Below are 12,569 nucleotides of genomic sequence, written 5' to 3' on the forward strand. Positions count from 1 at the left end.
CTAAATCTTCAATTTTTGAATCAGTAAATTTTTTATAATTTGCTCTGATTTCTTCGACTGTTCTCATTTTAAGTAAGAGGTTTGTTTTAAAATTAGTTACAACGGTCTTGGCTATGAGTAGTTGCGTGGTTTAGCACATAACTTTGCAAGTACACACCAAGCTGAAAATCCGCGAGGATTTTCAGAAGTAGGCGAGAACGAGCAATTACTTATAGCCATTGTTGTGTGCAGTTATTTTTTCTGTTTTAAAAATATTAGTTGTTTAATATTATAATCTTTTGCAAGAATGTTTCCGTGCGTTCTTACAATTTCCCAAGGGTTATCAGAGTTAAAATCAGTTTTTTGCATTATTGGCATTTCTCTTAATCTATTAGCCAATTGTTTGATGTTTATATTTTCTTTTCTCTGTTCAAAATTTTGAAAAATATATCCCATTGTGTCTGATAACCTTGAAGGTTCGTTGCTGATATATTCAGGTGAGTGCCAAGTAACATCTATTCCGCTCTTTGAGTAAGCGTATGAATGTTCGTGTGTATTAACTTTAGTATGTGGAATTATGGAAATATGATTTCTTAGAAATGGAATAAACCCAAAATGAGATGTCCAATTTATATCTCTCAGTTCATAGCGATGAAAATAAAAAGGACTTGTATGAATGTAATTATTTCTATTGAATAAACTTTTTTCATATTCCTTTTTGTCTATAGACAGTGGTGCAACATAGAATGCGTGTGAAAAACCGGTATTCGTATAAGACATTAGAATATTATGCTGAAAATCAATAGCATTTTTAGCCATTTTTCTTAATGAGAAAAACAAAAAATAGTCATCTGCATAATCTAAATTCAATGTGTCTCGGAATTCTCTAATATCTTCTAATTTACTTCTATTCTTTCTTTTGGATCCAGGTTGTTTAGTTATAGTTTTCAATCCTTCAGAAACTTTAACTTGCATATAAACTGGTAGAACATCAAAATTACTTTCTAAATCAGCACCTGTTAAAGGTTCATTACTATCTTGTAAAAAATATGGTGTAAATGATTTATCTAAAAAACCGCCGAAAAATCGGCTAATATCTATTTCAATTAGTTTTTCTTTAAAATTACATTTTAGATGATATTTACTCATTAAGTTCTTGTTTTTCTAATTGCACACAACGGTCTCGGCTATGAACAGTTGGGGGTTTTACGCCTTAATTTTCAGTTTAGCACTGACCTTTGTTTTATATTTATTGTTTCGTTTTATCACTTTCGCCCCAATTGTTTATAGCCGTTGTTGTAGGGCGTTTTTTTATTTCTTTTACGATTCGATAAATAATGTAGACAATCGCGATTAGGTTAATAATTTGCCAAATATTAAAACCAATGTAATTCACTTTTTGCCAAAAGGTCATACTTTCTAAACTCCAATATTCGCCTTTGCTCTCATCATAGAAATCGTCATAATCCATTAGCAATAGAGCAAGAATAAAGTATATTGCCAAGTCCAGAATAACTATTCCAACTGCGATTAAAATGTTTTTTATGGTCAAATATCTTTTCATTTTATCCGTCCCAAACTGAAAAGTCGGTTACTTTATTATTATCAAATTTAATTGTCAGTCGTCCAGTATTAATTCCACGCTTTGAAGAGCCAAGATAATAACCAAATTCATTTTCGGCTTTTGATTCTGGTTCTCCGAGTAATTTTAAAATCTCGTTCTTGGACATTCTTTTCAGGTCATAGTTATTTCTCAAACTATTCATCATATCCCATCTTAACGACCATTCAGTTTCTGATTCCGTCCAATTTTTCCATTTTTCAGAGTCAAACTTTTCGTGTGTAACTTTTCCTTTGAGAGCAAATCCGATTAGAATTAACAGTCCAATCGTCAAAATTCCATATTTAAGTTTCTTGCTCAATGTTTGTTTTCTTTAAATGCCCTACAACGGTCCGCGGCTATAAGTAGTGGCGCCGAGCCAAAACCAAGCCATTTCAAATATACCGCAAACTTTTGAATTTTTGGGAAAAATTCAGAAGATTGCCTTAACGAGCCATGACTTATAACTGCTGTTGTGCGTTGTAGTATTTTAATTTAGGTTGACATGGAAGAAATTTACATAAGTTTAAGTCAAAGAGACAACATAAACTTTTAAAGTAGACTAATTTCAAAAAATACTAATCCAAAATTATTTCTTTTTTAATCCAATGAAGCCTATCATTTTTAGAATATCGTTGACTAATATTAATCATTTCCTTTTTGTCAATTGTATCTAAACATATAAGTTTCGTTTTATTATGATATGCAAAGAAAAAATCTTTTGAAATTATGTCTCTTGAAAAGTGAAGTTTAACTCCTTTAGCACTGTAGATACTATCTTCGATTATTATCTCAAATTCTGGAACAAATTGTTTTTTAATTTTGGTATAATCGTCAAGTTCGATATAATAATTTTCAACATATCCATTTGGATTTTTATGACGATTTAGAACAAAGCGTTTTATATCGATTGTATCATTTTCGGGTTTAAGCACAATAAAATTTCGTTTTTTACAACTTGAAAAAGTAAAAAGAAATAAAATCAATAATGCATGAATTTTAATCATAAGATTTCTTAATAAAAAACGATTTTCAAAACTATGACGCACAACGTTAAGTATATGGCTTGTGGCGGTTTCGAAGTACCTTCATGTCCCCCATAACCAATGCTTGCTACGGAGCAAAAACCTTGCTGGTAGAAGTTCACCCGCCATAAGCTATATGCAGTGTTGGCGGTTCGTTTATTTTATCGGTTTGTAAATTAATTGCACAACCCCTGATTTGAAGGTATTAGTTTTTATCAATTTTAAATTTAATCTATTCTTTAAGTCTTCAAACAATGGTTTTCCACTCCCCAATGCTATTGGATGAACTGAAATACGATACGTGTCTACAAGTCCAAGTTTAATAAATGCTTTAATTAGACTTGCACCTCCATAAAGCCAAATGTCTTTACCCCCTTCTTTTTTTATTTCACCTACTTTGTCTTCTATGTCTGAATTTAAGAAGGTTGCTCTGCCGTCTTGTATATTTTGACGTGAGAACACATATTTTTTCTTAGAATGTACTCCTTTCCATAGTTTTTTTTCCGTCTCACTTACATCCTCATTAGGTTGGAAGTTTCCCCAACTGTCATAGCTTACTCTGCCATAAAAAATGGTATCAATGGTAGATAAGAAACCGTCAAAATCCATCTCATCATCCATAATGCACCAATCAATTTCTCCGTCTGGACCTTCAATAAAACCATCTAAAGTTACAGCTAAGTCTAAAATTATATTCTTCATTTATTCCGTTATCGTCTATTTTTATTTTGATATTCTAAACTGTTTTATTTAACCTCTAAACTTTTGGTTTATACTCCATACAATGACCGCCAACGTTTCTGGGCTTTGCGTTCGGGCGGAAAATCGAAGCACAAAAGCTGATATTATTACTAAAGTTTAATTGAAAAACTACTGTTGAATTTTGCACTTCAGCCCGCCTGACGCAAAACCCTTGTTAGCTGTTCGCCCTTTTTATTTTGGTGTTAGAAATTCGTTTATGTCTTTTGTCCATTGCTCTTTATATTTCAGTAAGTAGTTTTCATGTCCTGCAAGTTCGTAAGTTTTCAGTTCTTTTGTTCCGTTTAAGTTTTTATAAATTTCGTCTATTTCTTGTCGACTGACATTTTTATCCTTTTCTCCATAAAGTAAAAGTGTCGGACAATTTATTTTCTTTGCGTATTCTGTTGGATTGTGTCCTAATGCCCAAAAGTTATTCTGAAAACCACCCCAAAAAACTAAAAGTCCTGCCATCGGAAAGGTTGGTGCATTCATTATTTTGAATCTTGCACAAGTCGTCTGATACATAGAACCAAATGGACATTCAATGATAATTCCCTTTGGTTTTAAGTCGTAGTCGGAAATTGCTTTCATAATAGCTACTGAACCCATTGAAGTTCCGAATAAGTATATATTCTTTTCTCCTTTATGGGTCAAATAGTCAAACGTGGTTTTCACTTCCTCTGCTTCTTTATAACCTAATGTAGTTTGATTACCCTCCGAACCACCACTTCCCATAAAATCTACAAGTAAAACGTTGTAATTCAGTTTCTCAAATTCTTCGGCTTTGTCTAACATTGAAGATTTTTCTCCACTGTAACCGTGAAATAAAATAACTGTTCCTTTTGAACTGTCTGTTCCTTCTAAATACCAACAGTCAATTTTTTTATTACTTTGTAATTTAACAGTCTTATATCTATCTGGTTTTTCTTTGTTTGTCGGTCTTGGATTATTTACTCCAAATAGCAACGTTTTAAATTTGTCAAACGAATTCAATTTTTCAGGACTTTTTGTCTTTGCCACTTTTTCTGTTACAAAATGTGTGAATTTGTAAGCATGAAAAAACGCAACAGTATTCATTAGTATAAATCCAATTGTCAATGTCCAAATTACTCGTCTTACTATTTTTCTTTGTCTATTCAATGTGTGAATGTTGTTTGTTTCGGGTCGTTCCTAGGGTGACAGCTAACGGTCCGCGGCTATAAGTAGTGGCGACAAGCCAAAACCAAGCCAATTCAAATATACCGCAAACTTTTGAATTTTCGGAGAAAATTCGGAAGGTTGCCATAACTCGCCATTACTTATAATTGCTGTTAACGGCTGGCGTTTGTTCCTTCTCGATAAATTTCCAATTTAAATTCAATGACATTTCGGAAGTTTTCGTCCCAAATTTTAAATTCAGTTTTTCCATATAAACTTTTAATTTTTGAAACAAGTTGAGCTTTATTGAGTTCTAACGATTCCTTTCTATTAGTTACAAAGTAAAATTTTTTCCCAGGAAGTTTTGAAATAATTATCGCTTCAATATGGTTTTCATTTAAAGTTTTCGGATTCAAATAACACCATTCGCTTTCAGTATTATTTTTAGCAATTATCCATTGAATTTTGTTTAAATAAGTTTTATCAGATTCATAAATAAGCCTAGATTCCATAGTTTCATTATGTTTTCACGTCTCGTTTTTTACGCTTTCCGTTAACTAGTAAATATCTTCAAATATATATAACTTTTTGCTATTTTAAGAATCGATCTTTTTATTCATATCAATAATTTTATCCAGTGGACTCATAATCTTATCCCGCGCCTCATTTCTCACATGGGTATATACCATCGTCGTTTTAATATTGGTATGCCCCAATAACAATTGAATGTAGCGGATATCAGTGCCTCCCTCAAGCAAATGGGTAGCAAAACTATGACGTAAACTGTGTACCGTTCCTTTTTTGCTCAATCCCGCTTTTTTCATAGCATTGCGCATCACAGCTTGCACACTGTTGGTACTATAAGGTTCTCCTGCAAATTGCCCTTCAAAAACATAAGTCCCTTTTTGATACAATTTGGAATAATTAGTCAAAAATTGCGAAATAGAGTAGGGTAGCATCACCATGCGATCTTTTTTACCCTTGGCATTTTTTATGTGTATTTTTTGCTCTTCAAAATAAATATCTTCCCATTTTAAATGTACAATTTCACTCACGCGCAAGCCAGAACCATAGCCCACTAGCAGCAATAGTTTGTGTTTTGGATTGTCAACCACCCTGAAAATTTGCAAGCATTCGTCCATCGTAAATACAATCGGTAACTTTTTCTCCTTTTTCGGTCGCGGTAGTACAAAAGCTACATCACTACGTTTTAAGATGTTTCTGTAATAAAAATGTAAGGCGTTAACTAAGGAATGACCACTTGTAGCCGATAAACCTCGTAACATCAAATCGCCCAAATATTTTACAATTTCACGGTGTTCCAACTGTTCCGGTCGTTCAAAATCAAAATGGCGCAAAAAAGTAATAAAAGACTGTGTATAGGTTCTTAAAGTCGACTCGCTGTAATTCATCGCCAAAAGCATATCTACATATTCGGAAACCAGTGGTGTTGCTTTGTCCGGAATAATAGCCAATACCTGTTGTTTGGCTTTTTCCAGAAAAAAGCGTTTTCTATTGGGTAAATGTTGCTTTTTCAAATAGTGTTCAGGCAACTGATTATCGAGTTGCACACCATAACTTTCAAAATGAAGTACCAAAGTTTCCAAAATTTGAGGGGCTGCAGGCAATAAAAAACAACCCAAAGTCTTGCTATAGCGCACCATTGAAAAGCGTTTGATCTGTTCGCGCAAAGCAAAATGCTCAGGCAAATACACTTGCATCCAGCGCACATCTTCAGCATGAGCTTTTAAGACAATCCAACCTTTCAAAGGCATGGTGTCCTTAAAGTAATAAGTATCGGGTAACAAACCTTTTTGTTCCAACAAAGCTTCTATTTTTTGTTGGACCAAAGGGATTCTCTTGGCAAAATATACCTTTTGGGTTTTGTGCCAAAATACGCCTTTTATACGCAATAATTGCCTCGAGATTTCATGATGATAATGCATTTTAAAAACCCAGTAGCGACCCACAGGGTCCAATACGGTAAAGCGAAGTGTTGCAGCCCAATGATGTTCAGGCTTATGTTCAGGTTGAACCAATTCTGGTGTCAACTGAAGGGCGTTGTTGCCAACTATGGGTGGAAGTGCACGACGGTTACGGTCGGCCACCTGTGCTTTTGAAGGAGCAATGACTATTGTTTCGTTTTGAAAAGCAGTCCGAAATTTTTGATACCATCCTTTGTCATAAGGAAAATACCAACAATTCAAGGTTGCACTATACACCGCTCCAAAAGTCTTTACAGCTTTAACGGTGTCTTTTTTATAATCAAAATACAATCCAATATGGTAAGCATTGCGATGCCATATTTTCTCAAGGCGAATAGTCATAATGTTTGGCGTTTAATAGAAGCCTAAAGTTATGAAAAATTCTGATTATTTACAATAAGTAACTTTAAATGAGAAGATTGTGTTTTTGTTGCGTTTCCTGATTATTATAAATTGTAATTGTTTTGGATCCAATTCCATTTGCAGCTATTGTCAACGGTATTACGGTTGTGGTATGGGTTCAACAAGTAACGGGTTATCCTGTTGGTCAAAATAGGTTACTGTCATTTCTTGCATATGAGTACGCCATTTAACAACTCCCGCTTGAGCGGCTTGAAGGCAAAAAGTAGGATAATCCGTTTGGCCTTGCTGGTGGATGGTAATAGCGTGACGCAATTGTTCAGAAGACGCAATAGCAGTAATGGGAAGAGCAGGATATTTGGCAGCGCTATCAAGTTTAAAAGTACCACTTCCATAATAACTTGTACGACCATCTGCAACATAGGTATCATAGTAGGTCACCCCAATAGTTTTCAAATCTTGAACAAATTGTGGAAAGTCTGCGCCACTTTTTACACGCCCAAAAGCCGTATAAATTTGCTCCATGGTAAAGGTTGTATTTTCAGAATGCATAGTATAAATTTTAAAGGGATGTAATAATAAAAGTAATTGATTTAAAGATGTAAAAGTTATGAAATGATTATAAAAACGAATTTAAAATTCAGCCTAGTTTTTAGAGTCATGGATGGTGCATAGATAAAGCATAGATAGTGCATGAAATTAAAACAGTAAAAATAAGCGCAAAACTAAGGCTAATAAAGGAATGGAAAAACAATGCAATTGAACGTCATACTCAACACAAATTCCTCGTACATATCCAATGAAAAATGTAGTATCGAAAAGTGAAAATTTTAAATATTACAACTCTTCGGCAAAAGTGTCATGCAATTGCATATCACCGGTTTCATAACCTCTTTTAAACCATTTCATGCGCTGTGCCGATGTACCATGTGTGAAAGAGTCAGGTACTACATGACCTTGCATTTTCGATTGTATGGCATCGTCACCTACAGCATGTGCAGCATCCAATGCTTCTTCAATATCGCCAACTTCTAAGTATTTTTGATTGTAATGGGCCCATAAACCGGCATAAAAATCAGCTTGTAATTCCAAGCATACCGACAAACGATTGGCTTCGGCCTTACTTCTCCCTTGCTGGGCTTGGCGCACTTTAGCAGAAGTTCCCAATAGGGTTTGCACGTGATGACCTACCTCGTGAGCAATTACATAGGCAATAGCAAAGTCGCCGCCTTGTGCACCAAAACGAGTACGCAGTTCTTCAAAAAAGGTCAAATCCATATACACTTTTTGATCAGCCGGACAGTAAAAGGGTCCAGAAGCGGAACTGGCTCCACCACAAGCGGTTTCCACTGCATCGGTAAACAAAACCATTGTAGGTTTTTTATAAGTCCCCAAGCCGTTTTCAGTAAATATTTTTTGCCAATTGTCTTCGGTGTCTGCCAAAACAGTTGCAGCAAATTCACCCAATTCAATTTCTTCAGCAGTTAAGGGTCTTTCTTCTACTTGTTCAGTAGTTTGACTTTGATTCACTTGCGATTGAATAGTATCCACTATAGGAGCACTTTCGGGAATAAACATTTTAACCAAGAAAAACACTATAGCAATTAATCCACCACCAGCAATTACCTTACTACCAGATGATTTTCCCCTGCGGTCTTCTACGTTATCACTTTGTCTTCTTCCTTGCCATTTCATATTTTATGATTTTTGAATTACCCAAATATAATAAAAAATGGATACTGTTTTGAGGTATCCTTTGTATAAACTTTAGGGTATTGAATTACTACAAACTTTAAATTTTAGAAGCCAACACGGTAGCCCATGTAAAAGTCGGCTTGTTTGGAATCGTTAAGTAAAGCAGTTATGGCAGAACCAGATCCCATGAAGAAACCTGCTAATCGAAAACCAAATCCAGTAGTAAAATCAGAAACTTCATTTTGCGAGAAGGGTACATAAATTTCATAATTTTTACCCGCAAAACGAGGGGTTAAGGTTACTATATTTTGAATTGTAGAAAAATCATTTTGTGTATCATCTGAAATTTTTTGTTGCAAATACCCAGAGATATACCATTTATTGTACAAGTTGTAATCAACATACGCATTCAAAACAGTTGGTAATGTTACCTTAAAATCGTTATTTGAAGTGTTTTTAGTCAAATAACCACTATCCAATAAGGTTTGTTCTATATCGGTAATACTATTCGTATCTTCAAATTGGTTCAAGTTCAAACTTTCCAAACCTTGAATTTCTAAAGTATAATCGGTATCGTTGTTATTGTCGTCTTTAAACTTCATAGACCCTAAGTTACGTACCGAAGCACCAGCATTTAATTTATAGTTTGCAGCATAATCAGTATCATCATTGCTGTCACCTTTCCATTGATAATTAACACCAAAGTCTACGGCATAACCATTTAAACCACCAGCAAATAATTTACTATAGTTAGAACTATCACTATAATCATTAGCTAAGTTTCCAGAATAAGCAATGTTTACACTTGCATACGCATTTGATAAATACACATCACCTAAAACATTAGTAACGGTACCATTCAAACGATCAACCCCTAAGTTCATATACGAACCTGGAAATAACATTTTAAAAGTAGCCCCTGCACTGAATTTATGCATCTCGTTTTCAAAAATGTCGCGTGCAGCTGATAAACCAATTTCGCCCCATGTCATGGCATTCATACGTTGGTTGTAATTGGAATTTATTTGAGAAGAACTGATTAGGGAATTGGTTAATGCATTACCAAAGTTAACATCAACATCGATAGCATTACTTTTGATATTTCCAGCAGAGGTTACTGCAAATCCCCATTTTTTATAGCGCATTCCAAAACCAGGACCTTGAACAATAGCATCCAAGCGTAAATTTACGGGCTCTGAACCTGTAAAGATTTTATCTTCTACATTATCGCCATTTAAAACATCGCCTATACTAATTTTATTATTGGAAACATTGGCACTAAATGCAAAAGCATTAATCTCATATTTAGATGTCATATTGGTTAATTCCGCTGGATTAACGGTTGCATTTAATAGTCCGTTTCGCTTTGAAATGTTAATACCGGAGAAATGTTCTTGTCCAAAACTGTATATTGTAGCCAAACAGCATAGTGTTAACAGCGTGTTTTTCATGGTTTTAGTAATTTTAGTTGTTTTGAATTTTGTATGGGCTTAATATATTGAATTTAAAAATCCCGTGCAACTTTACATATACTAATTTTATTTTAACACTATTGTTGTAAAATGCGCTATTATTTAAGAATTACTACTTAGAGTAAAAAAGGAAGTTGGGATGCTTTAAACAAAACTTCGAATTATACTAAATCCCAAATAACATCAGATGGAGTAGGAGCTACTATGGTTAACATTTCTTTGGTTACAGGGTGTTCCAAAACTAATTTTCGGGCATGTAAATGAATGCCACCATCTGGATTGCTTCTATTGAAACCGTATTTCAAATCCCCTTTGATTGGGCAACCAATCGCAGCCAATTGTGCTCTTATTTGATGGTGTCTACCGGTATGCAGGTTGATTTCCAAAGCAAAATAATGATCGAGTTTTTTAATTACGGTATAATCCAAACTCGCTTTTTTACTATCCGGAACTTCTTTCAAATGCGCTTTTGAAGTATTATTTTTAGAATTGCGTTTCAAAAAATGAACCAAAACATCGTGGGTTTTGGGCGGTGCATTTTTTACAACAGCCCAATAGGTTTTTTGAGTTTCTCTATTTTTAAACGAATCGTTCAGCCGAGTAAGTGCTTTAGATGTTTTGGCAAAAACAACGATACCCGTTGTAGGACGGTCCAAACGGTGCACCACTCCCAAAAAAACGGCTCCTGGTTTGTTATATTTTTCTTTGATATAATCTTTTACAATATCACTAAGTGGAGCGTCACCTGTTTTATCGCCTTGAACAATATCGCCTACGCGTTTGTTCACCACAATGATATGGTTGTCCTCGTGTAGTACTTGTAGATTTTCTTTATTTGACAGTATTTTCATTATCAAATTTTCAAATTAGGTAATTTTCAAATTTGAATTAATATTGTTCTTCAGCATTTGGAAAATCAACGGTTTTAACATCATCAACATACTGACCGATAGCTGCCGTCATGTCTTCGTATAAGTTCATGTAACGACGTAAAAAACGCGGACTAAACTCATGCGTCATTCCTATCATATCGTGTAAAACCAATACTTGTCCGTCAACACCGCTACCTGCACCAATGCCAATAACTGGAATAGAAATGCTCTCTGCTACCTTTTTGGCTAACGCAGCAGGTATTTTTTCTAATACTAAGGCAAAACACCCTATACGTTCCAACATTTTAGCATCTTCAATTAATTTTTCCGCCTCAGCATCTTCTTTAGCACGAACAGTATAAGTACCAAATTTATAAATAGATTGCGGGGTTAAACCCAAATGCCCCATTACAGGTATACCAGCATTTAAAATGCGTTTAATACTTTCTTTAATTTCTTTACCACCTTCTAATTTTACCGCGTGACCACCACTTTCTTTCATAATCCGAATTGAAGAACGTAATGCCTCTTTTGGATCGGATTGATAACTACCAAATGGTAAATCTACCACAACCAAAGCACGTTGCGCAGCACGAACTACCGACGAAGCATGGTAAATCATTTGGTCTAGTGTGATGGGTAAAGTAGTTTCATGTCCAGCCATTACATTACTTGCAGAATCGCCCACTAAAATGACATCAACTCCTGAAGCATCAACAATTTTAGCCATCGTATAATCGTAAGCTGTTAACATGGAGATCTTCTCTCCATTTTCCTTCATTTCAATTAACGTTTTAGTGGTAATGCGTTTGTAATCTTTTTTAGCTACTGACATGTCGATTTCAATTTTATGTAACAAAATTAGTTTTTATCTACTTATTAAAAAACACAAAACATGAAGAATTTACTTTTTAGCATCATTTTAATGAGTTCAACTGTAGTGTTTGCCCAAAATGATAAACCTAAAGCAGTAGTAGAAACATTTTTCAAAGCTTTTCACAAACAAGATACTATCGCTTTAAAAACAATTTGTCACCCAGATATTACACTACAATCTATTATGAAGTTAAAGGGAGGAGTGGATAAACTGGTAAATGAAGAATATAGAGGTTTTTTAAAAGCAATCGCAACGATACCAGATACCGTTAAATTCGAAGAACGACTTCTTAGTTATAATGTACAAGTAGATGAAGCATTAGCTCACGTTTGGACACCCTATGAGTTTTACGTAAATGATAAATTAAGCCACACTGGTGTAAATTCTTTTACTTTATTTAAAGATGATAAAGGATGGAGAATCATTAATATTATTGATACGCGTAATAAAAAGTAGTACACTAGTTTAACTTCTTGTCAGCATAATAAGCCAAAAGCGTTCCCAAAGTATAAGCAAGGATATCGGTCCATAAAAAGCCCTGCCCAATAATAGTTCTAACAATAGCATACTGACGCAATTGTTGTAATAAAGGAAAATCCAATAATTGCGAGTATTCAATCAAGTAACAAAACAACAAACCCAAACAAGCTGTTTGGGTAGTGTTATAGTGTTTGTAAAATAAAAATCGGAAACCAAAATAGATAAAAACAGCATAAAGTAAATCGCCAACTGCTAAAGGAACTATTGCAACTTTACGGGAAAGTAACCCCAGCAACATGACTCCAAAAGTAATTGTCAAATAAGCAATTCGCTGTTTTGTAATCAT

15 protein-coding genes are annotated in these 12,569 nt (G+C 34.4%); 1 reads left to right on the plus strand and 14 read right to left on the minus strand.

All coding sequences use genetic code 11. The annotated features are described in order from the left end of the window. Positions 1-231 precede the first annotated feature (231 nt). From ACFS5J_RS00035 to panB, 13 genes are all read right to left on the minus strand, one after another. Positions 232-1,128, minus strand: coding sequence for a hypothetical protein (locus tag ACFS5J_RS00035; RefSeq protein ID WP_379809838.1), 897 nt, complete (start codon positions 1,126-1,128; stop codon positions 232-234). A gap of 100 nt (positions 1,129-1,228) precedes the next feature. After that, the gene (locus ACFS5J_RS00040) at positions 1,229-1,543 is read right to left on the minus strand and encodes a hypothetical protein (RefSeq protein WP_379809839.1); all 315 of its coding nucleotides are present in this window, start codon (positions 1,541-1,543) and stop codon (positions 1,229-1,231) included. Position 1,544: 1 nt separating this feature from the next. Then, the gene (locus tag ACFS5J_RS00045) at positions 1,545-1,874 is read right to left on the minus strand and encodes a hypothetical protein (protein ID WP_379809840.1); all 330 of its coding nucleotides are present in this window, start codon (positions 1,872-1,874) and stop codon (positions 1,545-1,547) included. 283 nt (positions 1,875-2,157) lie between these two features. Further along, positions 2,158-2,586 (minus strand): hypothetical protein, encoded by a 429-nt coding sequence (locus tag ACFS5J_RS00050; RefSeq protein WP_379809841.1) that lies wholly within the window; start codon positions 2,584-2,586, stop codon positions 2,158-2,160. Between the two features lie 174 nt (positions 2,587-2,760). Then, positions 2,761-3,306: a dihydrofolate reductase family protein gene (locus tag ACFS5J_RS00055; protein ID WP_379809842.1), complete on the minus strand. Its 546-nt coding sequence runs from the start codon at positions 3,304-3,306 to the stop codon at positions 2,761-2,763. A 231-nt stretch (positions 3,307-3,537) separates the two neighbouring features. Next, positions 3,538-4,485: an alpha/beta hydrolase gene (locus ACFS5J_RS00060; RefSeq protein WP_379809844.1), complete on the minus strand. Its 948-nt coding sequence runs from the start codon at positions 4,483-4,485 to the stop codon at positions 3,538-3,540. A gap of 170 nt (positions 4,486-4,655) precedes the next feature. Next, a complete protein-coding gene (locus ACFS5J_RS00065; protein ID WP_379809845.1) occupies positions 4,656-4,994 on the minus strand; it encodes a hypothetical protein in 339 nt (112 codons plus the stop codon). A gap of 84 nt (positions 4,995-5,078) precedes the next feature. Next, positions 5,079-6,809, minus strand: coding sequence for a tyrosine-type recombinase/integrase (locus ACFS5J_RS00070; RefSeq protein WP_379809846.1), 1,731 nt, complete (start codon positions 6,807-6,809; stop codon positions 5,079-5,081). 159 nt (positions 6,810-6,968) lie between these two features. Continuing rightward, a complete protein-coding gene (locus ACFS5J_RS00075; protein ID WP_379809847.1) occupies positions 6,969-7,379 on the minus strand; it encodes a DUF1398 domain-containing protein in 411 nt (136 codons plus the stop codon). 285 nt (positions 7,380-7,664) lie between these two features. Then, positions 7,665-8,522, minus strand: coding sequence for a KPN_02809 family neutral zinc metallopeptidase (gene ypfJ / locus ACFS5J_RS00080; protein WP_379809848.1), 858 nt, complete (start codon positions 8,520-8,522; stop codon positions 7,665-7,667). A gap of 104 nt (positions 8,523-8,626) precedes the next feature. Further along, positions 8,627-9,973 (minus strand): DUF5723 family protein, encoded by a 1,347-nt coding sequence (locus tag ACFS5J_RS00085; protein ID WP_379809849.1) that lies wholly within the window; start codon positions 9,971-9,973, stop codon positions 8,627-8,629. Positions 9,974-10,155: 182 nt separating this feature from the next. After that, on the minus strand, positions 10,156-10,845 hold the full coding sequence (locus tag ACFS5J_RS00090) for an RluA family pseudouridine synthase (RefSeq protein WP_379809850.1): 690 nt from the start codon (positions 10,843-10,845) through the stop codon (positions 10,156-10,158). Positions 10,846-10,882: 37 nt separating this feature from the next. Then, the gene (panB, locus tag ACFS5J_RS00095) at positions 10,883-11,701 is read right to left on the minus strand and encodes a 3-methyl-2-oxobutanoate hydroxymethyltransferase (RefSeq protein ID WP_379809851.1); all 819 of its coding nucleotides are present in this window, start codon (positions 11,699-11,701) and stop codon (positions 10,883-10,885) included. Positions 11,702-11,761: 60 nt separating this feature from the next. Here panB and ACFS5J_RS00100 point away from each other — a divergent pair, with 60 nt between their 5' ends. After that, positions 11,762-12,199: a nuclear transport factor 2 family protein gene (locus tag ACFS5J_RS00100; protein ID WP_379809852.1), complete on the plus strand. Its 438-nt coding sequence runs from the start codon at positions 11,762-11,764 to the stop codon at positions 12,197-12,199. Positions 12,200-12,203: 4 nt separating this feature from the next. Here ACFS5J_RS00100 and ACFS5J_RS00105 read toward each other — a convergent pair whose 3' ends face one another. Beyond that, on the minus strand, positions 12,204-12,569 hold the full coding sequence (locus tag ACFS5J_RS00105) for a ribosomal maturation YjgA family protein (RefSeq protein ID WP_379809853.1): 366 nt from the start codon (positions 12,567-12,569) through the stop codon (positions 12,204-12,206).

Origin of the sequence: Flavobacterium chuncheonense, assembly GCF_042686145.1 — a bacterium.
GTDB classification, from domain to species: Bacteria; Bacteroidota; Bacteroidia; order Flavobacteriales; family Flavobacteriaceae; genus Flavobacterium; species Flavobacterium chuncheonense.